This window comes from Paenibacillus sp. y28, from assembly GCF_037137075.1.
In the GTDB taxonomy this organism is placed as follows: domain Bacteria; phylum Bacillota; class Bacilli; order Paenibacillales; family NBRC-103111; genus JBBBNV01.
Genome location: NZ_JBBBNV010000002.1, coordinates 202,174 through 226,807, shown reverse-complemented (window position 1 = coordinate 226,807; position 24,634 = coordinate 202,174). Strand labels below are relative to the sequence as shown.

Below are 24,634 nucleotides of genomic sequence, written 5' to 3'. Positions count from 1 at the left end.
ATCCTATGAACATGATTTAACTACTCCCGTGGCGCGCATAACACCTATAATCATTAAACTCGGTGTGCGGTATGCCGGTTTTAACCGGGGTATGCTTGATTTAACAGGGTGTTTTTTGCGGGGCGCGGAAGTATGAGTGTTTAATATGAAGAAAATTAAATATAAAAGCCGCTTGAATTGGTATATGAAACCAATCGTTCAAGCGGCCCTGTATTTCGAACGTTATGAATCGTCCCAATTGACGAGAGTAGTAACCATGATTAATCCCAAATCCGGGACCCTTGTCCAAAAACCAAAAGCTTGTCACGATAACCATTTTCATCTCAATTTCACAAAAATGTACTCCCCCTATTTCCGGGCCCGGATAATTAAAATATGAATAATCGAAATCAGCACAAATGCGGTCAGAGCCAGAGTAGGGATGGTAATAAAGCCGAACCAGTTAATGTATTTGACATCACACGGCACGATGCCGCAGGAAGCACCTTTGGGCTTGAGGGCTTCAATATTTTCAAGCAGAACGTGATACAGGGAGAAGCAGGCGCCCAGCAGCGACATCGGGAGTGCATAGCGTGTAATGTTGAAATCCCGTTTGGCTGCGGCAATACCGAGCAGCAGTACGAGCGGATACATCAGTATGCGCTGATACCAGCACAGATTGCAAGGAATGTAGCCCTTCACCTCGGAGAAATACAAGCTGCCGAGCGTAGCTGCAAGGGAAATGGCCCAGGACAGCGCCAGACCCTGCTCGCGAATAAAAGGTTTCCAGTTCATGAATGAGATCATGCTCCTTTTCTATTTTTTGGAATGTGACACGCTGTAGTGTACTTATCCATCTTACCCAATTTCCTTTCATTGCACTAGACCTGAATCGCAAGTTTATGAATTTATCAAATAACAAAAGAACGGTCCCCTATTCTCTGCAGCTTGAAATGACTCGATGTAGGGCATTACAATGGGAAGGAACCAATACATTGTCATTTTATAGCTTGGAACTAGCTGGCAAAGTACTGAACACCATCCTCGAATTTAGGGCGTGAAACCTTTTGCCTATGCGTTTCGTCTATGTACAAAAGGCCATGCTTTGCCAAGAGAGGACTTATTCATGAGAACAAATGTGACGACACCGACTACAAAAAGGGGACAGACGGTGGCGGCGGTTAACCGCTGGGGTCGCCGTCAAAGACGCAAGCAGATGTGGATGAATTTGTTTTTGCTGTTCATTTTGGCGGGTTTGTTGTTTACGCTGTGGTTTTTTTATACACCTTGGGGCAAAAATTTGCGTTATATGATGGCCGATACCCTCATCTCCACCCAGCACCGCCACTGGGCCAAATTCCTGATCGGGGAGCAGGGGCTGGAGGAACGGGTAGCCCAGTATATGCAGAAATTCGACGATTGGACGGCAACGGAGAGCACCATGGAGATTAACATTCGTAAACCGGAACCGGCCGTTGCAAAGAAAAAGGAACTTATCGAGATTAAAGAGGTTGAAGGCACAAATTATAAGGGCCAGCTTGTCTTCGTCCACGATCCGACCAAAATTCGGGTTGCCGTTCCGGGGGCTGCCAATAAGGGAGAAAAGGTATCCTCCATGGTGAAGCGTACCGGCGCCATCGCAGGCGTTAACGGCGGTGGCTTTGTTGATCCCGAATGGAAGGGCAACGGCTTCCAGCCAACCGGAATTGTCATGTCCGGCGGCGAGATGTATTACAACGACGGCAAGGGCGATGTAGCACAATCGATTGTCGGAATTGATAAAACCGGTAAAATGATCGCAGGCAAGTACAAGCCGTCCGAGCTGAAGCAAATGGGCGTCAGCGAAGCGGTAACCTTCTCCCCTAAATTCATTGTCGATGGCAAAGGCCTCGTCAAAAGCCAGGCAGACGGCTGGGGGATCGCCCCGCGCACTTGTATGGCCCAGAAAGCGGACGGCACCATCATGTTTGCCGTGATCGACGGACGCCAGCCGGGCTACAGCATCGGCGCAACCTTATATGATATCCAGCAGTTGTTCCTCGAGAACGGGGCTGTCATTGCAGCCAATCTTGACGGAGGCTCCTCCACAGTACTGGTTGGCAAGGGCGGTGAAATCCTGAACAAGCCGGCGAGTCCCTACGGTGAACGTTATCTGCCTACAGCGTTCCTCGTCTTCGAGGAGCCAGCGAAGGCGCCGATCAGAAACATTTGGCAGGGCATTGACATGAGCAAGTTCGACGCTTCCAAATGGTAATCCGATAGGAGAATCTGAGTTTAAAGACAGCCGCTTGTTGACCACCATTTCAGCATCACTAGCAAAAATCCCTGACCTTAACGCCCAAGCTAGGCGCAGGTCAGGGATTTCTTTTTGGATGATTTCAACAAAGCCAGATCCATCCTCTCTCCAGACTTCCATCCTGTCTCGCACAGCATCACGCGCCCCTCCCGGCTTGCGATAATTCACTGCCTGACAGCAGTCCGCCATGACAGTGGAGATGCAGCGAAGCCGCTGTTCCTTTATCATTGGCCTGCTATGCAGTGAATCGCAATTCGGTAAAGTAATTGTGCCCATGCAGCCATTATGTGTACAGATCACAGCAAAAAAGCCTGATAGAAGGCTGTATTTAGGTTCAGGGCCGAGTTTACATGAATAGCTGTGCCATTATTGCCCGGGCAATGTTCCGAAAACGAGCTTCAGGAATTCCTTTATAGAACCCAATAACTTTTTGGGGGCCGGCATCTACATCATTCCTTATGGCTGCAAACAACTGCCGTTTGTCTTCCTCAGGCAAGTCCGTAAACTTGGCGTAAAGGTCTGGCTATGCTTTTGCCATGCGGAACACCACCCGTTTGAACGTTTCTACTCTGTTTATGTAACAAAATTCAGATCAGTCCCGCATATAGCAACAAGCTTTTAGAAAACCGTCAACCTAAAAGAAAGAAGCGAACGTTTCGCCCGGGCAGCCTAAAATAAATAGGCTCACCGCAATGAGCCTACTGCGATAAATCCTATCTCGCTTCTTCTTCGGAAGCTTCATGCTGCTCCGCGCCCTCCACTGTCGCAGCGGCGCTTACTTCTTCCTTCTCAGCATTGCGGCTTTCCTTCCATGCCTTAACATCCTCCACAAGTCCTGTCGCTGCATTTTTCGCCTTCGTTACCAGTTCTTCCGTTTGTGTGCTGACGGTTTTAGCGAGCTGCTGCGTTTTTTGGCTGACCTGACCCGCCAGCCGCTGGGCTGAATCACTCAGCTGTGCAGCCTGCTCGGAAATATCCGCGCGCAATTGTTTACCCGATTTGGGCGCCAGCAGCAGCGCCGTGACCGCACCCACAACACTGCCAACCACTGCACCGACGACAAATACCTTGCCTTTTTCATGATTCGGCATGATGAACCTCTCCTTTGGCGGCGGTGTCCGAAGCTGCGGCTTGCTTGCGCTCCCTTGCATCCTGCCAGCGATGATACAGCTGCATTCCTGCCGCCGCCCATTCCAGAGCATCCGCAACCTGCTGATGGTGCCTGTTGACAGCTCGCTCCATCTCCTTCGCGGACCGGGTTACGGCACTGGACAGCTGGCGGACCGAGCCGGTCGCCTGACGGACAGAACCGCCCATTTCTTTAGCCGCTTCCCCGAAGCATTCAGCCGTATCGATTAGCGGCTGCAGCTTCTCCAGCTTGTGCCGCAAATCCTCCGACAGCTGCTGCGCGGATTGAAGCAGTTCGCCCGACTGGGCACTGATTTGCTCCAAGCGCGGCCGCAGCTCTCCAAGGACGCTGTCGGCTGTTACTGCCGTTGCCCGTACCTGCCTTAATGTCCGGACCAGAGCGATGACAAGCACAACAACCGCCACAGCTATTACCAGCAGGCTCCCCTTTACGATCATGCGGCTGCCCTCCCCGGCGGCAAATATGCAAGCTTCTGGACTCCCGCCTAGATTATATAGCTAATATAAGCAGCTCTCGCTGTTCTTGACACAACTTCGGCCGTTATTTTGACAAAAAAAATCACACCGCCCGTCCGGGCGATGTGCAGCCTGTGATGCATATTTAATAATAGCGCATTCCGTTTTATTTGGTTTGTTTCGTCACGGGCAAGCTTTCCTTGCCTTCGCTGCTGCCTGTCGCAGCCGCGGGCTTTTGCAGGCCCATGCCTGTATCCGGCGCGGCAGGCGCTTGCCCGCCTCCGGACTGGCCGCTCGAGCAGCCGCCGAGCAAAGCGGACGTCAGCGTCATAGTGAGCAGCAAACGTCCGGCACCTTGTATGTACTGGTTCATCCGGTTTCTCTTCCCCGTTTCTGTAAAAATACATGCCCATGCAAGACAGCACCGTTCTCCATCATCGAGATGGAACGCCCAGCCGGGAAAACATAGCAGCCGGAAGCCTATTTTCCAGCAGAGCTCAGTAAAGTGATGCCTTACTTCTTTCGAGCGTAGCACAGTTTCAGCACAAAGAAAAGCGGACAAAATGATCCCAAACGATCAGAGATGGACACCATGCAGGCGCAAGAGTATAATGAGGGCAGCAAAATCGAACAGGCTGCTTTGCGGCCTGGCTGTATGATGAATTTTCCAGACCGAAAAGGAGTCCTCTATCATGGAACAACAGCAAGGACTTGCTCAAATTGAGCAGACACGGGTTATTGCAATCGTACGCGGCATCGAAGAAAAGCATATTGTCGGAGTTGCCCATGCGCTGCTTGCCGGCGGGGTCACCGTTATGGAGGTTACACTGAATACGCCGGGGGCGACCGGCATGATTACCCGGCTGCAGCAGGAGCTGGGCGACCGGATGTATATCGGCGCCGGAACGGTGCTGGACACCGAGGATGCCGAACGGGCGATGGCGGCAGGCGCTTCCTTTCTGGTGACGCCCAACACCGATGAAGCCGTAATTAGGCTAGCCGTTCAGCGGGGAATACCGATCTACCCTGGCGCGATGACGCCGACAGAGGTCGTCAAGGCCTGGAAGGCCGGCGCCGCAGCGGTCAAAATTTTTCCGACCACAAGTCTCGGCCTGAGCTACATCAAGGAGCTGCAGGGACCTTTGTCCCACATTCCGATGGTCGCTGTCGGCGGTGTAGGGGAGCATAACATTGCCGACTTTATTCGTGCCGGCTGCTGCGCCGTTGGTGTCGGCAGTACGCTATTCGACAAGCAGGCCATTGCAGAGGGCCGTTACGAGGCAGTAACGGAAAAGGCCAAAGCGCTTCTTGCCGGACTGAACAAATAAACGAAAGACAAAACAAGGAGTCCTTCTTAGGGCTCCTTGTTTGTTTGCTTTTTTGACGGTTCAGCGCAGGCATCCCGCGATATGAGCATGCTCACGGCTTGATAAAATATACGCACTTGCTGCCGCCCTTGGCCAGGCATTCGGAGCGTTCCACATCCACGCCGAGCAGGGTGCGGAACATGTCCAGCTCGCAAGCGCAAGCATGCTGGTAACGGGATGCCACCTGTGAGATCGGGCAGTTGTGCTCTATCAGCTCGAAGCCCTCTCCGCCCGGGTGTCCGCGCCAGCTGGCCATATAACCGGCCTGATTTTGGATATCGGTCAGAACGGCAACCTTCTCGGTCAGCGATTTGCCGTTCATTGCCGGCTCATAGCTCTGGATGAGCTTGCTTTTGCGACGGTCAAACAGCCGTTCTACAAGGGCTTCGCCCTCTTCCTGCTCCAGCTCTCCGAGCAAATCCAAGGTAAGCTTATGGTAGTTTTTGGGAAATAAATCATCAGCCCCGGGAGTCAGCTTGTACCGCTTCAGCGGCCGTCCCATCGCCTGCCGAACCTGTTCTGTACCTACAAGCTCCTGATCCTCCAGGGTTTGAAGATGCCGCCGCACCGCAATTTCTGTAATTCCGATCCGCTGGGCCAGATCATGAACCGACAGACTGCCGCTGCTTTTCAGCAGGGTCAAAATGGTTTGACGTGTTGAAGCTTCCCGCCCGCCGGTCATGGCCAGCACCTCCCCGATGAATGTTACCGACATTCTAACGCATTTTGCGCATAAACAAAAGCCCTAATCGCAGCCGGATTTCGCCAATTATTCCGATGGATTAAGGCTGAATATGCAAACACCCGCCGCTTCAAAGCCGGTTTTATTCCTGTACGTCTGAGCCCGGCCGAAGAGTCCTGCGGCCCTTTGTTTCACCGCATGAAGCAGGCGCATGAAGCAGGACTACGGCGGCCCTTTGTTTCACCGCATGAAGCAGGCGCATGAAGCAGGACTACGGCGGCCATTTCCCTGCTTCGCTACACCCTGCTTTCTAGCGGATTCACATTGTGTAGGGTTCGACGGACCGCCACGCAGCGCGGCGACATACGCTTGGGTTTCGCGCGCGTTGGAGATTAGGGCTGCGCTGCTTTGCGCTTTATTGCTCTCGCTCCAAATAATCTCGGACTGCAGCAGCGAACCCGGTCAGCAGCGCGGGAAGTTCCGCGGTCAACGGATGCGGCGCTTTCCGCGGGTAATCCATATAATCCTGCACCAGCGGCCGGCGCAGCTTCACCAGCTCAATCAGCGGCGCAGTCAATGCAGACGGAAACACCTGCTCTCCCGCCAAAATTTCAATAATGTCTTCATAGCTGCTTGCATCCCGCATCACATAGCCGTCAATCATCAGGCTTCCCACGTCCGTCACCGTTTCAATCGCAAGGTGCAGCGCTCTCTCTTCGGCAAAGGCCCGCAGCCCGCTGTAGCCTGTCGCAGCCTCCGCTTCTTTGCATACTTCAATGAGCAGGGGGATGATGTCCAGCCTGCGTTCAATTTGTTCACGGTTCACATAGTACATCCGCTTGCCCTACCTTTGCTTCCGTTTTCTGTTTTTCCACTTCGCCCACAAAATGATGGCAAAGAAGCTTCCGACAATGACAATAATCAGAAGCATCGCCTGTCCGATATCTTCCCAGTTCATTTTGGACGCCAATGCTAAAGACTGCACCTACGTTCACCTTCTTGGCTCATAATGAAAGCTCTTCCTCACGCTGTTTACTTTCTGGTCTCCCGCCAATAGGCCCAGTGGTTGGTCGGCCCATGGCCGCCTCCGATGCCCAGCTCATTGCGAATGGCTGCAGTAATAAACTGCTTGGCCGTTTCTGCGGCAGCATACAGCGGCAGCCCTTTGGCGATAAACGCCGTCAGCGCGGCCGAATACGTGCATCCGGTTCCATGCGTGTGACGCGTCTGGAATCGCGGTGAAGAGAAGTAATACAGCTCCTTGCCGTCATACAGCACGTCGGTGGCATCCTCGCCCAGATGTCCGCCCTTCACGATAGCGGCGCGTGCGCCGTATTCATCTACAATGCGGCGGGCCGCCTGCTTCATGTCCTCTAATGAAGTAATCCTGCGGCCTGTAAGCACCTCGGCCTCCGGCACGTTCGGGGTAACAACAGCCGCCAGCGGCAGCAGCTCGGTCCGCATCGCATCCTTGGCTTCCTCGGCGAGCAGCGTGGCTCCGCCCTTGGCAATCATGACCGGATCAATGACGAGATTCTTGAGCCCGTATTGCTTGACCTTAGCTGCTACCAGCTCAATCACCTGCGGCTGGGAAAGCATGCCCGTCTTCAGCGCATCTACGCCCAAATCCGTCACGACAGCGTCGATTTGACCGGCAATGCCTTCCAAGGGCACGTCATAAATGCCCGATACCCCGAGCGTATTTTGTACTGTAATCGCGGTAATCGCCGACATTCCGTATACTTCCAGCATCGTGAACGTTTTCAGATCCGCTTGTATGCCTGCCCCGCCCCCACTGTCCGATCCGGCGATAGTGAGCGCTTTTTTCACTTGCTGCATGATGGTTATTCTCTCCTTTGTACCCTTAAATCAACAAACCGTTCATAAGCTCATCTTTCAGTTTAGCCGCTTTGCGGCTGGGGCGTCAAGCCGCCGCTGCGCTTCATTTAAACCCGGTATTGCTCGGCACCTATCAACCCAAGTGAGCGCTGATTGTCACTGAAATACCTTTTGACGGAGCGGAACCCCCTTGATATGATAGATTAGATCAGAACAAATGGACGGAATCGGAGGATCGCAAAAGGATGATACGCCATCGTCTGCATATCATTACCACTGGAGCTCAGGAGCTGGACCAGGTGGCGTCGATTTTGCGGAATTGCCCGCTGGAGCTGCTGGACAGCATTCATATTCGGGAAAAACACCGAACGGCGAGGGAACTGCTGCAGTGGTGTACTGCACTGCGGGCTCTGCTGCCCGGGCAGGTCTCCCTGCGGCTGAACGATCGTCTGGATGTGGCTGCGGCAATACGGACCGACAGCGTTCAGCTGGCTTACCACAGCTTGCCGCCGGAGATGGCCCGGCAAATTTTGCCCGCAGGCCTGCGCATCTGCTGCTCCGTGCATTCCCCGGAGGAGGCACGGCAAGCCGAGGCGGCCGGGGCGGATGAGCTGTTATTCGGCCACATCTATGCCACAGACTCCAAAGCCGGGGTTGTACCGCGCGGGCTTGAAGCCCTCCGCGGCGTAGTATCCGCTGTACGCATTCCCGTAACCGCTATCGGCGGCATCCGCCCCGAGCATGTGCCGGATGTGCTTGATGCCGGGGCTGAAGGCATTGCCGTACTGTCCTCCGTCCTGCTGCACAAGGACCCGGCAGGGCAAATCCGCGCGTACCGAGCTGCGCTGGAGCAAGCAGGCGGAAGCTAAAAAACAGCCGGTTCGCTTGTTATCCGGCGGCTGACGCTCTTTACGCGGCATAGGGTTTATTCGATAGACCTGACCATTGCTGGCGAATCAGAAGATTGCCGGATACTCTCTCGGATTCGCAGCAATAAACAGCCCAAACAGAGCATGAACACACACAAGCTATACCCAAGCCGGCAGCTGACCGACAACCGGCTTGGCTTTTCGGTATGACCAGAACTTAAACGGGAGATGGACCTTATGAACACAAATAATCAGGACCAGTCAACTCACAACACGGCGGCCGGGACATCCGCAATTGTTGTCGGCGGCGGCATAATCGGCGGGGCCATCGCCCTTGAGCTGCGGCTGCAGGGCGCTGACGTCACTCTGCTGGATGCCGGCCGAATCGGAGGAGAAGCGTCCGGGGCGGCCGCCGGAATGCTTGGCGCGCACGTTGAAATTCATAAGCCCGGGCCTTTCTTTGACCTGTGCCGCTATAGTCTCGGCTTATACAAGGATTGGACCGACCAATTAGCGGCATGGAGCGGCATCTCCCCTCAATATATCCCCGAGGGGATTGTCCGGCTTGCCCTTGATGAAGAGGATGAACTGGAAGTAAAGGGCCGGGAGTCCTGGATTCAATCCGGCCGTGCACGCAGCACCGAAGAGCTGCGCCAGTTAGAGCCGAAGCTCACCTCCGAGGGCCGGGGGGGACTTTATTTTGAAAGCGATCATCAAATACAGCCTGTGCAGCTGATGGCTTCCCTGGCTGACGCCCTGCGGAACAGCGGCTGCCAGGTGCTTGAGCATACTCCTGTGCTTTCCCTGCTCACAGAATCCGATTTGGCCGGCACGACTCATGCCGCCTCGCCAGCAAGGAAGCAGCGTGTTATTGGAGTACGCACTCCGCAGGGAACGCTTCAGGCTGATTATGTTATCGTCGCTGCGGGAAGCTGGAGCTCGTCCCTGTTTGCTTCAGTGAACCTGCGCCTGCCAGTCACACCGGTGAAGGGGCAATGCATTTCTGTCCGCCCCCGCAAGCCGCAGCAGCGCCCGGCCAAAACCGTCTTCACCAAGGGCTGCTACGTTGTGCCCAAGTCCGACGGCACCGTGCTGATTGGAGCCAGCCAGGAGCATATCGGCTACGACAAGGCCTTGGAGATCCCGGTCATCAATCGGCTCTATAACCAGGCCATTCGCCTCGTTCCTGATCTGCAGGACGCGGAGTTCGTCTCCACCTGGGCAGGACTGCGCCCGGCGACGCCGGATGAGCTTCCTTACCTTGGCCATGTGGATAGTCATCCCGGCCTCATAGCCGCTACCGGACACTACCGGAACGGCATCCTGCTCGCCCCGGCCACGGGCCGTCTCATCGCTGACCTCATCATGGGACGCGAGCCGGCTGTCGACCTGGCGCCGTACGCCCCAAACCGCGTTTATGCCGGAAGCTTAAGCACAGGCTGAGCTTCCCCCTCTCTTACCACCGGCTGGCAAGCTTCACGGGATGCCCCCTCCCGCTTTCCTTCGGGTTCGGGCTATAGTACACTAATAGAGTAGGCAGCCGTCGCCGCCTCGCCCTCTTCACACGGATTTTTAATTTGAAAGCAAGGGCATCATGAGGAAGCTTGCGCCAGGCCATGAATCGGCCAAGCAGCCAAACGGCTGGTGCGGGACGAATACGAGTATACAGGCGGCTGCTTGATCAGCTGCTTGTTTTTGATAATGAAGGAGGATAAGGTATGATCGGCGTCATCATTGTTTGCGTTCTTGTTGCGGCAATCTTAATCGGCAGCTCCATATATGTCATCAACAAAGGCTACTCCCGTAAATGGGATGATTAGTCTATGCCAGTCCGCAGTAACTTTTTGTAAACAATTCACAACTAATTCCATCCGTGTTATAATTTATTTACTCACCTGTTGTACAATGAAACCGAAGGCATTTGTCCAAAAAGGAGGGATCGAAGATGAAAATGCCGGTGCTGCGCAGAAGAGAAGACAAGTCCACCGAGTTGGTTGAACTTGATTTGCAGGAAGTGCTGTACATCAACATTGAGGACCGCAACATTGTATACCATACGCGCACGGATAAATATTATCAAATCACAAAGCTCAGCGAGCTGGACGAGCATCTTCCGCAATTGGGCTTCGATCTGCTGGACAAAACCAACCTCGTCAATATGAACGAAGTGAAAAGCTTCGATCCGAAGCTGGGCAATATTTATTTTGACGAGCACCCGGATAAGAGCAGCAAAGTAGCCTCCGTAGCCTTCATCCAGCAAAAGATCCGCAAAAATCAAATCGCCCAAGCCATCGCCCGCAATACCGGGACCACGCTTACTTATTCACTTAAGGACACCCCGGGCGCGGCTTCCAGCGACCTGAACACCATCTAGGCCCAAGTGACATTGTACACAGAGGCGGCAGCGCCTGCCCTGTTCCATATCCGCGCTCCTTCAGTCGCCACCTGATACGGAGGAAACGCTGCGGTATCTGTACAGCAAGCAGCCGCTCACGAACACGGCGAGCGATCCGACATAGAAAATAAAATCGATGGAAAATAAATCCACAAGCCCTCCCGCGGCCATCACCGCAAGTCCGGAGAACACAGCCCCCCATCCATGGTAAGCGCCGATGCGTCTGCCCCGATGATCAGAAGGCGTGATATCCGCCAGAAGGGCTTTTTCTGCTGTCTTCTGCAGGGCTCCGAGCAGGCCAAGCACGATCTGAACGGCGTAAAGCTGGCTTACCGAGGACAATAAAGGCAGCAAGAGGAAAACAAGCGCCGTGCCCCAGGCGCTAATGAACAGCACTCGGGCAGAACCCCAGCGGTCGGACAGCCTCCCGGCCAGCGGATGCAATAGCGCCGCACTCATTGTGAATAACCCGTAAGCCAGGCCGAATTGTGTGAAGCTGCTGCCGCTCTCCCGCAGGAAAATCAAATAAAACGGGAAGACCAGCCCTGTTCCGAACAGCAAGACACTCTGCGACCACAGCAGACCCCGATACGCCGTTGAGCGCTCCGCAATCGATAGCGGTCCCGCTCTATGCCTGTTTACATCCCGCTTGCCTGAGTCTCCAGTCTCCAGTGATTCCCGCTTCATCCGCTTGATTCCCCTTTTTGGTGTTGGTTACCGCCAGCCGCAGCGCCAATCGTTCCTTTTAAGCCTGAAATCTGCAGAAATTTAATAAGCCTGTCAGCGCTCCCGCGCATACGCCGCAAAAAATTCATTCATAAACCGTTCATCAGGGTCCACCTTCCGCTTCAGCGCCACAAAGGCATCCCATTGCGGATAGGATTGACGCAGCTGCGCTTCGGTAGGAAAGAGCCGGTACGGCAAATAATAGGTGCCGCCCTCAGCATGCGCCGCATCCACTAAACGCCGGGTAACCTGCCTGGCCTGCTTCTCTCCGGCAGCTGACAGCTTCTCGTTAAACAGCAGCACCACCGCCAGGCTTTCAGTCCTCGCATAAGACAGCATCGCCTCCTGATTGGCCGGAACATACCGGACCGTGGCATTCAGCAGATTCGCATTTTCTTCGCGCACGATAACCGCCAGCCGATCAATAAAGGAGGGAAAGCGCTCCACCGGCACAAAATACTCCTGCAGCACATCACTTCGATCCGGCGCCTGATAGGACAAAAATTCAATGTCCGGCCGCATTGCATGATTGCGCACCAGTGTTGTGCTGCCGGTCATCCATGTTTTCTGAATGCGCCAGCTCATTTCTTTTCCCCAGTCAAATTTGCGGGACAAGCCGAACAAAAACTTATTGCGTTCTATATTTGTCTCCCGGGTTAACTCGTTCAGGGGGCCGTCCGCGGTCTCGCCCGTACGCTTATACACCGTAGAATACATCTCCCGCATAAAGCTGTCCGGCGCAATGGAGAGACGCGCAATGGTCAGAATCGCATCCTCGTCCCCCAGCACCCGATTGCGGAAAAAATCCGGGTACTCCTCCGGTGTTACCATCACGGTTTCCGTCCGGTACACCTCATTCTCCGTCAGCATCAGATCCGCATCCAAAATAACGCCAAACAGCCCATAACCGCCAATCACCGCCCGGAACAGCTCCGGCTGCTTGCTCCGGCTAAGCTCTACAATGCTTCCGTCAGCTTGGAGCAGGCGAAGCGATTGTACGGTTTCAATGATTGGCCCGTAGCGCAAATCCCGGCCGTGGGCATTTACACTCAAAGAGCCGCCTACAGTAAAAATATTGGACGACTGCATGACCCGTACCGCCAGGCCATACGGGTGGACCGCATGTTGCACGTCCGCCCAGGTCGCTCCGCTTTGGACTCTGACAAGCTTTTGAAGGGGATCAACAAACAAAATGCGGTTGTAAGACAGCATGTCCAGCACTACGGCATCCTCATAAAAAATATGGCCGCCCTGACTGTGCCGCTTCCCGGAAATCGATACCTTGAGGTTGTCCGCCGCCGCCTCGCGCAGCGCCTCCTGCAGGGCCGCGGTTTCGCTTCCGGGAACGATCCGGTGAATTTGCGCCGCGAACGTCCGGCTCACATCCTGGAGCAGCGCCGGCTTGGGCCTGCTGGCGTGCCAATAGACGGAGGCTCCGAACAATCCGGCGTAAATGACCATTGCCGCAATAAACGCCATTCCTGCAGATCGCATATTATTCGGCCTGCTCATCCAGCAGCGACAGCACCCACCGGCACCATTCCATCTGCCATGTAAACACGCCCATATACCGCTTGAGCAAAATATAGGAGCCGAAGTCCGGGGAGGACGGGGACGGCGGCTGCACGCCTCCTTGATGATGCTTGTCCAGCAGCTCCTGATAATAACGAATACGGTCACGGTACACAGCTTCCCGGTTCGTAAACAGCGCCCTTCCCGCCTCCGGTCCGATTAACCAGATGCTCTGCGCCTTGATAATCATTTCGTCCCGGCCCGCCCGTTCATCCGGCGGCTCGGGAAGCCAGGCAAGCAGCGCCTCGCGCCCGGTATCCGTAATCGTGTATATTTTTTTGTCAGGCTTCTCGGTTTGGGGCTGCAGTTCATGCACAACGAAGCCTTCCTGCTCCATTTTGGCCAGGAGCGGATAAATTTGGCTGTGCTGCGCCTTCCAAATCGGCTCCATCTTGAGCATTAAATCGTATCCGCTGCAGGGGCCTTGCGTCAGCAAGCCGAGCAGTCCGAATCCAAGCGTATTCATGTGCTTCCTCCTCGTTTGGAGCATTGCCTATTTAATACGTATCCCGCCGGAAAACGTTGCATGACGGCGAGCTTCTTTTGGGCTATGCAGCCGTTTCCAAAGGGGGAGGGTCAGCTTGACATTCAGCTTTGCGGAATTTGCGCTGCTTGGAGCCAAGGCTATCTACCTTCCACACTAATGACCTTGTTCAGCGGAATCAACAGGCGTTCCTCGCCGCCCGGTTCCCCGGCAATCAGCTCGACGAAATCCTTTCCGGTTCGGATGAGCCGGGCTTCGAAGGCGCCCCGAAACGTCGTCCGTACGAAAACCGCGCTGGTTTTTACCTGGGGAATGGGGCCGACAAGAACAATCTGGTTCATTGCAGCGGGAACGAAATACTGCTGGTTTACCCGCGTAAACCGTTTTCCTACCCGCTGGATTTCCCCCGCTTCACTGGCGAAATCCACCGCCTCCAGCCGCACCTGCGTCCGTCCGAGAACAGCCAGCCTGTCATTCAGGGTCATCGTTGTCGGTCTGAGAATGGAGGACATACATGACACTCCTTTATCACTTCTGCGCTGCCATAAGGCTGTATGTCCAACGCGCGCGAATCCCAAGCGCGCGTTGCAACACTGCGATTGGCATAGGACAGCAGCAGCATTTTTTGATACAGGATATGCCGAAGGCCCTCTAGTCATACCAAATCGGCGATCAGCCCGGCCGAAAGCGGCGAGTTATTTAAAACTGCCGGGCGTCAAGCTCATACACGCGCAAATGGGCATACTCGGCTACGAGAGGGGCCATTTGCCGAAACCCGATTTTACCGCCGCCCAAGAGAGGGCCGAATGCTTGTCCGTCATCCAGCCAGTCAAAAATCGGCAGGCCGTTAATCAGAAATGAAATGTGGCCGCCGCGTTTTTCCAGACGAACACGGTACAGCCCTTCACAATCCTCCACATCCGGAATCGGGTCCGCTCCTTGCGCGACAAGATGAAACCCGCAGCTTTTGCGCAAATTGCAGGTATGGAACGCCCGCTCCTCCGGCCAACGGCGGCGGAAATAGGACACGTGCAGCGCGTTGATATCACCGGAATGGTATTGCGGATACTCCCCCGTTCTCGGCTTCAAAGCTGCATCGAACAAATCTTGCCCTTCCCGGCCGGCTGCCGCGAAAAATAGTATACAAAGCCCCGGCTCGGCCAGCGGTACGAATTCCCATTCCACCGCAATATCGGCGGGGAAGCTCTCCGGGCACCAGAATACAAAATTCGATTTTTGCCCCTGCTCCGGGTCAAGCGCATTTTCCAGTCTCATGCGGCCTTCCGGAAAGCTGATCTTTGCCTCTCCCTCCAGGCGGAACCCTTCCACGTCCGCTGCACTGGCAAGCGCATTCGTATAAATCAGCCGCTCTCCCGGGCGCTCTTGCTTAGCCTGATTCACATTCATCCGCATTTCCCTCCTTTTCCCAGCCACGGCTGCAGCATCGTGACATTCGGGCCTTTTTTAACGGCTCCGCTAAGGCCATTGTATTTCATACATTTTTATATTTCCAATATTTTTATTTCAGATTTAGCGCGTATAGTAAGGCTCAGGATAGGTTGATGAAATGACATAAAAACAAAAGGTGGAGATTCAAAATGAACGTGTACAAAACAAAAATTGCCTGTTTCTTAACTGCTGCCGCTCTGATCACTGGTTCCTTGGGCGCCGGCGCGCCGCAAGCTTTTGCCGACGATGACGATTATGTTCCGGTATTCGTACAGGTGGATCCGGCTACTGTGCTGAACGGGAAATTGAATTCCATTATTGCTGAGACTTCTTCCTACGCGGATATCGAATCCTCTCTGATTGAAGATGCGCTCAAAAACGGAAAAACCTTGCTGCAGGCTTCCGGATTAAGCGAAAAAGCTTTGTTCAATGCACTGGTGTCTCCTTTATATCAGGATATTGATCGCGCCTACAACAGCCTGAACATCACTTCCAAGCAAAAAGAAGAGCTCTACACCAAGGCAAAAGAGGACGTAACCAAAGCGATTAATACGCCGGGCTACAATCCTGCCGCCGCTTCATTCGACGGTGAGGCGCTCATTAATGATTCGCTCAAATCCATGGTCATCGTCGCTTCTTCTTATGCGGATATCGAATATACGGAGGTTGTGAACGCGTTAAGAGCCGGCAAATCGCTGAGCAACGCAGTGAACCTGAAGCCGTCCGTATTGACCGACTTGCTTTTGAAGCCGATCCAAAAAGAAATCGATCAGGCGTTCAAAAACAACCTGATTTCGGCCGAGCAGCAAGCCGCATTAAAAGAGCAGGCCAAAACGAAGGTTGAACAGGCCATCAACAGCTCCAATGTCTTGAAATAAACGCCGCAGCCACAACCGCAAGCAAGCGCGCCTGCAGCCGACAGCAGCGACGACGAATAAGTTTTACATCAAAAAGGTTCACGCCCTGGCAGCAGGACGTGAACCTTTTTTTGCTGGAAATGTACTATTCCATACTATTCCATACTATTCCATACTATCCCCGCTGCTCGTCATTACGGGTGATCTAAACCAGCCCTAATTTGCGCATTGCGCGAAGCTCCCGGCGCTCGCGGTGCGGCGCTGCATGACAGTCGGCATTACATCCATAAATGGGCATCGCCCTATCATGGGGCGACCGACCGCCGCCATGCAGAGAAGCACCGCACGCTGGGAGCTGCGCGCGGCACGGAAAAAAAAGAACGATGCCCGTTTAACAGGCGGCTATTTCAGCGGCAGCCAAAACCGGATTCCGAGGCCCCCGTGGATGGAGCTGAAGGCCTGTATCGAGCCGCCGTGCTGCTCGACAATCGATTTGGCGATAGACAGCCCCAAGCCTGTACCGCCCTTTTGCCGGTGACGCGATTTCTCCACCCGGTAAAATTTCTGAAAAATAATCGCCAGCTCGCCCTCTGGCACGCCAACCCCGTTATCCTCCACGTTCATTTCAAGTCCGCCCTCATGGAGACGGGCCGATATAAACAGATTGAGACCCGGATTTTGACCATAGATGACACTATTGCTGAGCAAATTCGCGAACAAGCGCCGAATCATCTGATCGTTAATAAACGCAACAGCATCGGACGGAAGCTGGTGCGACCAAAGCAAGCGGTAGCCAAGCCCCTCCAGCTCCAGCTCATACTCGCGGCAGAGCGATTCCACGAACTCCGCTGCATGGACGGCTTTTTTGGGCAGCTCGCTATTTTGCAGCTCCTGCTTCGTATAAGCGGTGAATTCATCCAGCAGATGCTTCATGCTGACCAATTTGTTGCCCATGATTTGCAAATATTCCTGGCGCTGCTCCTCCGTCATACTCTGGTTGACCGTCATCATTTCCAGATAGCCGTACAATACGGTCATCGGTGTCTTCAGATCGTGGGAAATAGCGGCCACCATCTCCGTTTGCTCCCGCTGCGCCATTTGCAGCCGCTCCTCCATCCGCCGCACCTTGCGGTACAGCTCCCCAATCTCATCCCGTCTGCGGGCATAATGGCTGAGCAGCTTGCTGGAAGGGCGGTAGCGGTAAAGGTTGATTTTGTCCAAATATTGGTTCAAATCGCCCAGCGGCTTGGCAATCAAGTGATGAACATAAATCGTCAGACGAATGAAGGCCAGCAGAATAAAGCAGATGACCGCGATAACGATTCCGATAAAAAAATGCTTATTGTATTGGGTAATCTTCATCGGATATTCTACCGCCAGCTCCCACACCACATCATCATCTATGAAAATTGGCAGCTGGTAGCGGCTGTACAGCTTGGCCTGCACATTAGTATCCGTTTTAAAAAGAATCGTTCTATCCTCGGGATCGAGCAGTTGAACCTCCATGCCCCATTCCTTGGCCCGATCGTTCAAATAAACGCCGACCGCCTCTTTATCGGGATACAGCTGCCGGACCTTCTCCACCATGATGCTTTCTTGCCTGCGGTTTTCCCGCTGCCACTCATGGGTTTCATCGAATATTTGACCCAGCAGAAACGTGCGGACATAAAAAAGGAGCATCAGAAACAGGAGAATCATGATGCTCAGAAACAAGAGCGGCAGCTTCAGCCTCAGCTTCATGCCCCGTCCGCCTCATTCACAAACTTGTAGCCGATGCCCCAGATGGTCACGATAAAGGATTTCGGTGCCAGCTTCTTTCTCAGGTTTTTTATGTAGACCGTGACCGTATTCATATCGCCGAAATCATGGCCCCAGACCCGGTCATAAATTTGCTCCCGGCTGAAAACGATATTCGGATTCTCCGATAAGAAATGAAGCAATTGAAATTCCTTTGTGGACAAATCCAGCTTCTTTCCGTCGAGGAGCGCTTCAAAGGTGTTCTCATTAAGCACAAGCGGCCGGTTAGCCCGCTTGCTCTCTGTCGCCGAGCGCCGGATACAAATTTCCTCCTCCAGCCGCTCCACCTTCCGGAAATGCGCTTTGACACGGGCCACCAGCTCCATGACGCTGAACGGCTTCGTGACATAGTCATCGGCCCCGATTTCCAGCCCGATAATTTTATCAAGCTCCCGGTCCCGGGCACTGATTAGAATGATCGGAATGTTTTTATTGGCCCGGATTCGCCGGCATACCTCCAGCCCGTCCATTTCGGGCATCATAATATCCAGCAGCAGCAAATCGATTTCGGTCGATGCCGCCTGAGCCAGCGCCTCCTTCCCGCTATACGCCTTGAGGACGTGAAATTGCTCCATAACGAGATTGTCCGAGATGAGCCGCACAATATCGGCATCATCGTCCGCCACAAGAATCGTCTTCTTCATTTGGTTCCCTCCCTGTGACTAAGCCCTGCATGTCTATACCGTAAATGTACCATATAAATACTGGCATAATCCTGACGAAAAAATGAAGAATTATAAAAATTCGCGCAGTACAAGGGGAAATACAACCGTTACCTCCTATTTCTAGGAATAAAATTAGCGGTTACGGCGATTTTGGGCCTATGGGGGCGGCCGTTTCCTTATACGGACCTGTACTGCTTTCGCCTGCGGAAGCAGCGGCAGGGCAAGCTGAATCCGCTATAGCGCCTGGGCAGCACAAAAAGCTCCCCCGGCTGTCACCGGGGGAGCTGCTGCACAGAGGCGATAAGCGCTCTGCATCCATATTATGGTTAGTAACGAACAGGGGTGATGGTATTCCCCGTACTTCTAGATCTCCGTCTTGCTCCGCTTCAGCGCCTTCAGCTTCCGCATCACACTGCTGCCGCCGCGGCCAAACAGGTCATGCAGCCGCTCATACTCGCGGTACAGCTCCTCATAGACAGCTGCATGCTCTCTATTAGGCTTCACCGTTTCCTCGCGCACGCGCGCCATCTTTGCCGCCGCTTCCGCAATGCTGCTGTAGCCGCCCTGCTCTGGACCGGCCGCTACCGCGCCAAACATCGCTGCACCCAAAGCAGGGGTCTGCGTGGATGCCGCGATTTTGATTTCGCGCCCGGTGATATCTGCATAAATCTGCATCAGCAGCTTGTTCTTCTGCGGCAGACCGCCGCAGGCAAACAGCTCGCTCACCTGCACGCCCGCCGCTTCAAACGTATCGATAATTTTACGGGTCCCGAAGGCCGTAGCCTCCAGCAGCGCCCGGTAAATCTCCTCCGGCTTCGTCTGCAGCGTCATACCGATCAGGACGCCGCTGAGGTCCGCATCCACAAGAACAGATCGGTTCCCGTTCCACCAGTCGAGCGCCAGCAGGCCGGATTCGCCCGGCTGCAGCCTGCTGGCCCTCTGCTCCAGCAGACCGTGCACGCTAATGCCTTCCTCTGCAGCCGCTTGACGGATATACTCCGGTACCGCCTCATCGACGTACCAGGCAAACGTGTCGCCCACTGCCGGTTGTCCGGCTTCATAGCCGTACAGCCCAGGCACGATCCCGTCCTCCACGACGCCGCAGATGCCCTCGACATGAATTTCCTTGTCGCTCAGCAGCATGTGGCACAAAGACGTGCCCATGGCCATAACCATCTGCCCCGGCTGTGTCGCGCCCACTCCCGGCACGGCCGCATGGGCATCGATGTTGCCTACAGCGACGGCAACGCCTGACGGCAGCCCCAGCTGCGCAGCCAGCTCCGGAAGCAGTGTTCCCGCCTTGGTGCCGAGCGGAGCCACAGCCCCGCGCAGCTTCGTCTCGGCCAAATCCGCAAGGCGCGGATCCAGCGCGGACAAAAATTCAGGCGACGGATATCCATCCGCTTTGTGCCAAAGCGATTTATACCCGGCGCAGCAGCTATTGCGCAGCCCGCTGCCTGTCAGCTGCAGCACAACCCAATCCGCAGCCTCCATGAACCGGTCCGATGCTTCGTAAACAGCAGGAGCCTCATCCAAAATTTGCCACGCTTTGGCGAGCATCCACTCCGACGACGTTTTCCCTCCATAACGGGCCAAAAACGTCTCTCCCCGAGCTGCAGCCCGCTCATTAATCCGGTCCGCTTCCTCTTGGGCGGCATGATGCTTCCAGAGCTTGACAAACGCATGCGGCTCATCACCATAGCCGTCCAGCATGCACAGCGGAACCCCGCTTTCATTCACAGGCAGCATGGTGCAGGCGGTGAAATCAATACCGATGCCGATGACCTGCTCTGGCCGAATCCCGGACAAGCGAATCACTTCAGGAATTGAACGGCGCAGCACCTCCATATAATCATCCGGATGCTGCAGCGCCCAATCCGGTCCCAGGGGACGGCCTGTAACAGGCAGGACTTCATCGATAACGCCGTGCGGATATGGAGTTACATGCACAGCCAGCTCTTCTCCATGCTCCACATCTACGATGACCGCCCGGCCCGATTCCGTTCCATAATCCACTCCAATTGCAAAGCGTTTCTCCATTTCCCGTTCCCCCCTGTATTGTCAGCTTAACCGTAAATCGGTCCGAAGGCTGCGCAAGCCCGGTAATCTGCTCCTACCGGATCATTGACGCCAAATGCTGTCCAAGCGCTCGGGCGGAAAATCCGCTCCTGCGGCACATTGTGCATGCAAACCGGAATACGCAGCATCGAAGCCAGCGTAATCAAATCGCCGCCCACATGGCCGTAGCTCACGGAGCAGTGGTTAGATCCCCAGTTGTTCATAACCGAATACACATCCTTGAACGCACCCTCGCCCGTCACATTCGGTACGAACCAGGTCGTCGGCCAGGTTTCGTTAGAACGCTGATCCAAGATATCATGGACGTCCTGCGGCAGCTCAACGGAATAGCCCTCGGCAATTTGCAATACCGGCCCAAGCCCTTTAATCAGGTTAATCCGCGCCATGGTCATCGGCATGCCGCCGCGCGTCGTGAAGTCCGTCGAGAAGCCCCCGCCCCGGAAGAAATCGACGGCCGGGCGCCACTGTGTAGCCTCCAGACATTGATTTGCTTCCTCTTGGGTAATTTCCCAGAACGGCTTCATCGCCGGCTTGCCGTCAATGCTCTGCTGGCCCGTACCATCCAGCGCCGCCGGACCGGAGTTAATCAAATGAATAATTCCGCCGGCTGCGGCCCCTTCCAGCTGATGTCCGGTAACACGCTTCACGGCATCCGGACTCCAGTACGTGCGCACATCGGCAAAAATTTGCGCCGAGCCGGTCAGCAAATGACCGAAGAGCATCGTCGTGGCGTTCAAATTATCATTTTCAGTCGCCAGCATGAACGGCTCACGGATACCGTTCCAGTCAAAGGAGCTGCTCAGAATCGCTTCCATAAAGTCCCCCGTCGGGAAATGGTCCGTCCAAGCCCGCTGCCCTTGGAACCCGGCGGCAATCGCATTATGCCCGATAGCTTCTTCGCCGTATCCCATTTCCGCCAGCTTCGGATTGCCAATCATCAGGTCACGCGCAATCAGGGCCATTTTGACCACCGTCTGCCAGTCCTGCTGCTTCTGCTCGTCGCTCCGCTTCAGCTCCAGCGGGTTCACATCCGAACCGAGCTTGCAGTTCTCCTTCGTCCAGGCCAGCGCGCGCTCATATTCCTCATGATCATAAATACCGCGCTCCAGACGGCGGACAAATTCGGACATATCTACATATTCATTGCGCATGCCCAGAAAATCCTGATAGAAGCCCTCGTCCACGATGCAGCCCGCGATTCCCATCGATACCCCGCCCATGGACAAATACGACTTGCCGCGCATCGTGGCTACAGCCAGGCCCGCTTTTGCAAATTGCAGCAGCTTTTCCTGAACATCCTCCGGGATGGAGCTGTCCCCGATATCTTGTACATCCTTGCCATAGATGCTGAAGGCAGGCAGCCCCTTCTGGTTATGCGCAGCCAGTGCAGACGCAAGATAAACAGCGCCCGGACGCTCTGTGCCGTTAAAGCCCCAAATGGCTTTGGGCATCAGCGGATCGGTGTCGATGGTTTCCAGCGGATAGCACCACGACGGCGTAACGGAAATGGTGAGGCCCACGCCCTCCTTGCGGAACTTCTCCGCCGCGCGTGCGGCTTCGCCAACCCCGCCGATGGTCGTATCGGCAATAACACACTCCACGGGCAGCCCGTTCGTATGGCGCAAATTTTCGGTCAGGAACTTGGCGCAGGCTTTCGCCAAATTCATCGTCGGCTCCTCCAGCGATTCGCGAATCCCTCCGCGACGGCCGTCTATGATCGGTCGAATACCGATCTTGGGCATATCTCCTTGCAAGCGATTGACAAATTCAGATGACATCCTACATTCCTCCAATACGAATTAGATTATATGGAATATTGCTTTACATACGCTTGGGTCAGCTGATGGAGCTGCTCGACCTCAAGCCGGAACGTTGCGCTCAAATCCTGATGATTTTTGGATCGCGTCACACAATTGGTCAGAACGCCTTCAAGCATTAAATAATATTTGGCGTTTACCGGGTACAGCTGCTTTTCAATAAACGAAGACATCGTCAGCACGGCGCTGAGCTGCTCCGCCTCTGCCGGCTTCTCCAGGCCATGACGCACCAGCCATACATACAGCTCCGGATGGAAATTCGCCATAATGCCGCTATAGCCAGCAACGCCGAGCTTCAGCGTATCCAGCAGCGTCGAGGTATTGGCGTTGTACAGCTTCAGACCGGTGCCTTGGATAGCTTCCATTTTGGCCCGGATGTTCTCGATATCGCAGCTCGTGTCCTTCAGGAAGAAGAAGCGGCCGGTTTCTCCGCACCATTTCAGCAGCTCCGGGGAAATCAGGCGCTTGTACGGGAACGGGCACTCATAAAAGCTGAGCGGAATATGCTGCGGAATATGCTCCAGCAGACGCTCCAAATTCGCTTTCCACACTTCATCGGACTCCTGCTCTCCGGCAAGCCGGTTCGTGATCAGCACCAAAGCGTCAACGCCGGTATCCGCAAGCAGCTTCAGCTCCTCCACCTGATCCTCGAACGAATCGGAGATGTGGCCGGAAGCGATAACCGGCACACGGCCTGCAGCATACTCAACCACAGCCGACGCCAGCTTGACCCGCTCCTCCAGCGACAGGAAAAACATTTCACTCGACTGGCACACCGCAAACAAACCGTCAACGCCGTGAGCAATGTACCAATCCACGAGACGCTTCAAGGCATCATAATCAACTTCATTGGCTTCTGTAAAAGGGGTAATCATCGTTGGCCATACCCCATTGGCGATATTTGGTTTCATCTGGTTCCCTCCGCATGTTTATGCTATATTTTAACCTTGCTTATGCAAGTCTGGATGTTCCATTATGAATGCCTAAACGGTTTTAACCTGCTTCCCTTTCTCACGCTTCACCGCGCCAGAGGCCGAATGGCATCAGGCATCAGGCATAACCGGAAGACGTCCATGCCGGAAGGCAATGCTCGTTCGTCTCCAGGTGTACGTAATGAACAGCTCCGGTCCGTTAGCAATAATAGCCGGATAGGAGTACTCCCCTTCTTCCTGCTCCAGCACAATCGTGCCTCCCCATGTCTTCCCGTTATCTGTGGAAAAGCTCAGCGACAACGGCGTGCGAGGCCCCCAATTCGTGCCGACCGGGTTGTACACAAGCGCAAGTGTCCCCTGATCCAGCTTGACTACATCGATGCCGCTGTTGTTGTTAGGAAGCTCCGTCGGGTAAGCATCGCACCAGGTCTGGCCGGAATCGGCCGAGTCGCTACGGTAAATGCGGCCCTCGGTACTGCGCAGCAGCATATGGACATGCCCCGGCTCAGACTCCCACAGCGTCGGCTGAATGACGCCCCGGCCGTAAAAGGACTGATCGGATACCGGAATCTCACTGCCGGTGACACTTTCTATCCGGCTGTAATCAATGTCCTGTATCCGGATATCGCCGCTCCGCGTCCAGCTGCGGCCCTCATCCGTAGAACGGTCAGTAAATGCCTGCCAAATCCCGTCCTCTGTAGAAGCCGGAGCGAGCCACGTACCGTCGGCAAGCACAATGAGCTTATTTCGCACAGGCCCACGGCCGCCCTGATCGCCCTCCACCAGCTCCTGCGGAGCGGACCATGTCAGGCCGTTATCTGCCGACACCTTGAACAAGGTCCGCCACTGCTTAAGCAGGCGGCCAACCTTATAGAACAGCACAAGCTCTCCGTTTGCTTTCCGGTGAAATACCGGGTTCCAGTAGGGCTCATCCAGTTCATCTGCCAGCACGAACGGCTCCGACCAGCTTCCCTGCCGGCGTCTTGCGCCCCAGATCGCCGTGTCGTCCGCGCCTTCCTTGCTTCCTGCGAACCAGGCGGCCAAAATATCGCCATCCGGAAGCAGCGTCAGATGTGAGGCATGGCAGCTGGCAAATGGCGGCTGCGGCCCAAAAATGAATTCCTTTCCAAGCTCAGTTGACATCCTGAAGCCTCCTAACGGAAAAATAACCGCGAATCTGCCCGTTTACCGGATAAAACAGCCGGCGGGGGCAGATCGGGTTGG

25 protein-coding genes are annotated in these 24,634 nt (G+C 54.7%); 6 read left to right on the top strand and 19 right to left on the bottom strand.

What is annotated here, in order from left to right; all coding sequences use genetic code 11:
* Positions 1 to 348: 348 nt before the first annotated feature.
* The gene (locus tag WBG83_RS04185) at positions 349 to 774 is read right to left on the bottom strand and encodes a disulfide oxidoreductase (protein ID WP_336742955.1); all 426 of its coding nucleotides are present in this window, start codon (positions 772 to 774) and stop codon (positions 349 to 351) included.
* Positions 775 to 1,105: 331 nt separating this feature from the next.
* Between WBG83_RS04185 and WBG83_RS04180 the strand changes: the two genes are divergently transcribed.
* A complete protein-coding gene (locus WBG83_RS04180) occupies positions 1,106 to 2,233 on the top strand; it encodes a phosphodiester glycosidase family protein (protein ID WP_442955786.1) in 1,128 nt (375 codons plus the stop codon).
* Between the two features lie 755 nt (positions 2,234 to 2,988).
* On the opposite strand, the gene WBG83_RS04175 is transcribed toward WBG83_RS04180, so the two are convergent.
* The 3 genes from WBG83_RS04175 to WBG83_RS04165 all read right to left on the bottom strand — a co-directional run bounded on the left by WBG83_RS04175 (position 2,989) and on the right by WBG83_RS04165 (position 4,253).
* Positions 2,989 to 3,366 (bottom strand): YtxH domain-containing protein, encoded by a 378-nt coding sequence (locus WBG83_RS04175; RefSeq protein WP_336742953.1) that lies wholly within the window; start codon positions 3,364 to 3,366, stop codon positions 2,989 to 2,991.
* Positions 3,353 to 3,862 carry a DUF948 domain-containing protein gene (locus WBG83_RS04170; RefSeq protein WP_336742951.1) on the bottom strand — a complete coding sequence of 170 codons (510 nt, stop codon included), beginning with the start codon at positions 3,860 to 3,862 and terminating at the stop codon, positions 3,353 to 3,355. Before WBG83_RS04170 ends, WBG83_RS04175 begins: the two co-directional genes overlap by 14 nt.
* A 184-nt stretch (positions 3,863 to 4,046) precedes the next feature.
* Positions 4,047 to 4,253, bottom strand: a complete 207-nt coding sequence (locus tag WBG83_RS04165; RefSeq protein WP_336742949.1) for a hypothetical protein — start codon at positions 4,251 to 4,253, stop codon at positions 4,047 to 4,049.
* A 319-nt stretch (positions 4,254 to 4,572) separates the two neighbouring features.
* Here WBG83_RS04165 and WBG83_RS04160 point away from each other — a divergent pair, with 319 nt between their 5' ends.
* The gene (locus tag WBG83_RS04160) at positions 4,573 to 5,208 is read left to right on the top strand and encodes a bifunctional 4-hydroxy-2-oxoglutarate aldolase/2-dehydro-3-deoxy-phosphogluconate aldolase (protein ID WP_336742947.1); all 636 of its coding nucleotides are present in this window, start codon (positions 4,573 to 4,575) and stop codon (positions 5,206 to 5,208) included.
* Positions 5,209 to 5,299: 91 nt separating this feature from the next.
* Here WBG83_RS04160 and WBG83_RS04155 read toward each other — a convergent pair whose 3' ends face one another.
* From WBG83_RS04155 to thiD, 4 genes are all read right to left on the bottom strand, one after another.
* Entirely contained in the window at positions 5,300 to 5,962 is a 663-nt protein-coding gene (locus WBG83_RS04155) for a helix-turn-helix transcriptional regulator (protein WP_336742945.1), read from the bottom strand.
* 382 nt (positions 5,963 to 6,344) lie between these two features.
* Entirely contained in the window at positions 6,345 to 6,764 is a 420-nt protein-coding gene (locus tag WBG83_RS04150) for a DUF86 domain-containing protein (protein WP_336742944.1), read from the bottom strand.
* 9 nt (positions 6,765 to 6,773) lie between these two features.
* On the bottom strand, positions 6,774 to 6,914 hold the full coding sequence (locus tag WBG83_RS04145) for a hypothetical protein (protein WP_336742943.1): 141 nt from the start codon (positions 6,912 to 6,914) through the stop codon (positions 6,774 to 6,776).
* Positions 6,915 to 6,961: 47 nt separating this feature from the next.
* Positions 6,962 to 7,768 carry a bifunctional hydroxymethylpyrimidine kinase/phosphomethylpyrimidine kinase gene (gene thiD / locus WBG83_RS04140; protein WP_336742941.1) on the bottom strand — a complete coding sequence of 269 codons (807 nt, stop codon included), beginning with the start codon at positions 7,766 to 7,768 and terminating at the stop codon, positions 6,962 to 6,964.
* 245 nt (positions 7,769 to 8,013) lie between these two features.
* Between thiD and WBG83_RS04135 the strand changes: the two genes are divergently transcribed.
* The 3 genes from WBG83_RS04135 to WBG83_RS04125 all read left to right on the top strand — a co-directional run bounded on the left by WBG83_RS04135 (position 8,014) and on the right by WBG83_RS04125 (position 11,011).
* A complete protein-coding gene (locus WBG83_RS04135; RefSeq protein ID WP_336742939.1) occupies positions 8,014 to 8,637 on the top strand; it encodes a thiamine phosphate synthase in 624 nt (207 codons plus the stop codon).
* A 237-nt stretch (positions 8,638 to 8,874) separates the two neighbouring features.
* The gene (gene thiO / locus WBG83_RS04130) at positions 8,875 to 10,080 is read left to right on the top strand and encodes a glycine oxidase ThiO (RefSeq protein WP_336742937.1); all 1,206 of its coding nucleotides are present in this window, start codon (positions 8,875 to 8,877) and stop codon (positions 10,078 to 10,080) included.
* Positions 10,081 to 10,582: 502 nt separating this feature from the next.
* Positions 10,583 to 11,011 (top strand): LytTR family transcriptional regulator DNA-binding domain-containing protein, encoded by a 429-nt coding sequence (locus WBG83_RS04125; RefSeq protein ID WP_336742935.1) that lies wholly within the window; start codon positions 10,583 to 10,585, stop codon positions 11,009 to 11,011.
* 60 nt (positions 11,012 to 11,071) lie between these two features.
* Here the strand turns inward: WBG83_RS04125 and WBG83_RS04120 are convergent, their stop codons facing one another.
* The 5 genes from WBG83_RS04120 to WBG83_RS04100 form a co-directional block, all read right to left on the bottom strand.
* A complete protein-coding gene (locus WBG83_RS04120; protein ID WP_336742933.1) occupies positions 11,072 to 11,719 on the bottom strand; it encodes an MFS transporter in 648 nt (215 codons plus the stop codon).
* A 93-nt stretch (positions 11,720 to 11,812) separates the two neighbouring features.
* On the bottom strand, positions 11,813 to 13,252 hold the full coding sequence (locus tag WBG83_RS04115) for an FAD-binding oxidoreductase (protein ID WP_336742931.1): 1,440 nt from the start codon (positions 13,250 to 13,252) through the stop codon (positions 11,813 to 11,815).
* A 1-nt stretch (position 13,253) separates the two neighbouring features.
* On the bottom strand, positions 13,254 to 13,796 hold the full coding sequence (locus WBG83_RS04110; RefSeq protein ID WP_336742929.1) for a PadR family transcriptional regulator: 543 nt from the start codon (positions 13,794 to 13,796) through the stop codon (positions 13,254 to 13,256).
* A gap of 158 nt (positions 13,797 to 13,954) precedes the next feature.
* Positions 13,955 to 14,326, bottom strand: a complete 372-nt coding sequence (locus tag WBG83_RS04105; protein WP_336742927.1) for a hypothetical protein — start codon at positions 14,324 to 14,326, stop codon at positions 13,955 to 13,957.
* A 187-nt stretch (positions 14,327 to 14,513) separates the two neighbouring features.
* Positions 14,514 to 15,221: a DUF1961 family protein gene (locus WBG83_RS04100; protein ID WP_442955785.1), complete on the bottom strand. Its 708-nt coding sequence runs from the start codon at positions 15,219 to 15,221 to the stop codon at positions 14,514 to 14,516.
* Between the two features lie 191 nt (positions 15,222 to 15,412).
* Here WBG83_RS04100 and WBG83_RS04095 point away from each other — a divergent pair, with 191 nt between their 5' ends.
* Positions 15,413 to 16,141, top strand: a complete 729-nt coding sequence (locus WBG83_RS04095; protein ID WP_336742924.1) for a hypothetical protein — start codon at positions 15,413 to 15,415, stop codon at positions 16,139 to 16,141.
* A 381-nt stretch (positions 16,142 to 16,522) separates the two neighbouring features.
* On the opposite strand, the gene WBG83_RS04090 is transcribed toward WBG83_RS04095, so the two are convergent.
* The 6 genes from WBG83_RS04090 to WBG83_RS04065 all read right to left on the bottom strand — a co-directional run bounded on the left by WBG83_RS04090 (position 16,523) and on the right by WBG83_RS04065 (position 24,553).
* Positions 16,523 to 17,860, bottom strand: a complete 1,338-nt coding sequence (locus WBG83_RS04090) for a sensor histidine kinase (RefSeq protein WP_336742922.1) — start codon at positions 17,858 to 17,860, stop codon at positions 16,523 to 16,525.
* A complete protein-coding gene (locus WBG83_RS04085; RefSeq protein WP_336742921.1) occupies positions 17,857 to 18,561 on the bottom strand; it encodes a response regulator transcription factor in 705 nt (234 codons plus the stop codon). The genes WBG83_RS04090 and WBG83_RS04085 overlap by 4 nt, the downstream gene beginning before the upstream one ends.
* 384 nt (positions 18,562 to 18,945) lie before the next feature.
* Positions 18,946 to 20,622 (bottom strand): ribulokinase, encoded by a 1,677-nt coding sequence (locus WBG83_RS04080; RefSeq protein ID WP_336742919.1) that lies wholly within the window; start codon positions 20,620 to 20,622, stop codon positions 18,946 to 18,948.
* 26 nt (positions 20,623 to 20,648) lie between these two features.
* Positions 20,649 to 22,439 (bottom strand): L-fucose isomerase, encoded by a 1,791-nt coding sequence (locus tag WBG83_RS04075; RefSeq protein WP_336742917.1) that lies wholly within the window; start codon positions 22,437 to 22,439, stop codon positions 20,649 to 20,651.
* Between the two features lie 26 nt (positions 22,440 to 22,465).
* A complete protein-coding gene (locus WBG83_RS04070) occupies positions 22,466 to 23,389 on the bottom strand; it encodes a dihydrodipicolinate synthase family protein (RefSeq protein WP_336742916.1) in 924 nt (307 codons plus the stop codon).
* A gap of 132 nt (positions 23,390 to 23,521) precedes the next feature.
* A complete protein-coding gene (locus WBG83_RS04065) occupies positions 23,522 to 24,553 on the bottom strand; it encodes a sialidase family protein (protein ID WP_336742915.1) in 1,032 nt (343 codons plus the stop codon).
* Between the last annotated feature and the right edge of the window lie 81 nt (positions 24,554 to 24,634).

What these genes read in the sequence shown, in the direction of transcription:
- WBG83_RS04185 (WP_336742955.1), bottom strand. Translation starts at nt 774, where the DNA reads ATGAACTGGAAACCTTTTATTCGCGAGCAGGGTCTGGCGCTGTCCTGG.
- WBG83_RS04180 (WP_442955786.1), top strand. Translation starts at nt 1,106, where the DNA reads ATGAGAACAAATGTGACGACACCGACTACAAAAAGGGGACAGACGGTG.
- WBG83_RS04175 (WP_336742953.1), bottom strand. Translation starts at nt 3,366, where the DNA reads ATGCCGAATCATGAAAAAGGCAAGGTATTTGTCGTCGGTGCAGTGGTT.
- WBG83_RS04170 (WP_336742951.1), bottom strand. Translation starts at nt 3,862, where the DNA reads ATGATCGTAAAGGGGAGCCTGCTGGTAATAGCTGTGGCGGTTGTTGTG.
- WBG83_RS04165 (WP_336742949.1), bottom strand. Translation starts at nt 4,253, where the DNA reads ATGAACCAGTACATACAAGGTGCCGGACGTTTGCTGCTCACTATGACG.
- WBG83_RS04160 (WP_336742947.1), top strand. Translation starts at nt 4,573, where the DNA reads ATGGAACAACAGCAAGGACTTGCTCAAATTGAGCAGACACGGGTTATT.
- WBG83_RS04155 (WP_336742945.1), bottom strand. Translation starts at nt 5,962, where the DNA reads ATGTCGGTAACATTCATCGGGGAGGTGCTGGCCATGACCGGCGGGCGG.
- WBG83_RS04150 (WP_336742944.1), bottom strand. Translation starts at nt 6,764, where the DNA reads ATGTACTATGTGAACCGTGAACAAATTGAACGCAGGCTGGACATCATC.
- thiD (WP_336742941.1), bottom strand. Translation starts at nt 7,768, where the DNA reads ATGCAGCAAGTGAAAAAAGCGCTCACTATCGCCGGATCGGACAGTGGG.
- WBG83_RS04135 (WP_336742939.1), top strand. Translation starts at nt 8,014, where the DNA reads ATGATACGCCATCGTCTGCATATCATTACCACTGGAGCTCAGGAGCTG.
- thiO (WP_336742937.1), top strand. Translation starts at nt 8,875, where the DNA reads ATGAACACAAATAATCAGGACCAGTCAACTCACAACACGGCGGCCGGG.
- WBG83_RS04125 (WP_336742935.1), top strand. Translation starts at nt 10,583, where the DNA reads ATGAAAATGCCGGTGCTGCGCAGAAGAGAAGACAAGTCCACCGAGTTG.
- WBG83_RS04120 (WP_336742933.1), bottom strand. Translation starts at nt 11,719, where the DNA reads ATGAAGCGGGAATCACTGGAGACTGGAGACTCAGGCAAGCGGGATGTA.
- WBG83_RS04115 (WP_336742931.1), bottom strand. Translation starts at nt 13,252, where the DNA reads ATGCGATCTGCAGGAATGGCGTTTATTGCGGCAATGGTCATTTACGCC.
- WBG83_RS04110 (WP_336742929.1), bottom strand. Translation starts at nt 13,796, where the DNA reads ATGAATACGCTTGGATTCGGACTGCTCGGCTTGCTGACGCAAGGCCCC.
- WBG83_RS04105 (WP_336742927.1), bottom strand. Translation starts at nt 14,326, where the DNA reads ATGTCCTCCATTCTCAGACCGACAACGATGACCCTGAATGACAGGCTG.
- WBG83_RS04100 (WP_442955785.1), bottom strand. Translation starts at nt 15,221, where the DNA reads ATGAATGTGAATCAGGCTAAGCAAGAGCGCCCGGGAGAGCGGCTGATT.
- WBG83_RS04095 (WP_336742924.1), top strand. Translation starts at nt 15,413, where the DNA reads ATGAACGTGTACAAAACAAAAATTGCCTGTTTCTTAACTGCTGCCGCT.
- WBG83_RS04090 (WP_336742922.1), bottom strand. Translation starts at nt 17,860, where the DNA reads ATGAAGCTGAGGCTGAAGCTGCCGCTCTTGTTTCTGAGCATCATGATT.
- WBG83_RS04085 (WP_336742921.1), bottom strand. Translation starts at nt 18,561, where the DNA reads ATGAAGAAGACGATTCTTGTGGCGGACGATGATGCCGATATTGTGCGG.
- WBG83_RS04080 (WP_336742919.1), bottom strand. Translation starts at nt 20,622, where the DNA reads ATGGAGAAACGCTTTGCAATTGGAGTGGATTATGGAACGGAATCGGGC.
- WBG83_RS04075 (WP_336742917.1), bottom strand. Translation starts at nt 22,439, where the DNA reads ATGTCATCTGAATTTGTCAATCGCTTGCAAGGAGATATGCCCAAGATC.
- WBG83_RS04070 (WP_336742916.1), bottom strand. Translation starts at nt 23,389, where the DNA reads ATGAAACCAAATATCGCCAATGGGGTATGGCCAACGATGATTACCCCT.
- WBG83_RS04065 (WP_336742915.1), bottom strand. Translation starts at nt 24,553, where the DNA reads ATGTCAACTGAGCTTGGAAAGGAATTCATTTTTGGGCCGCAGCCGCCA.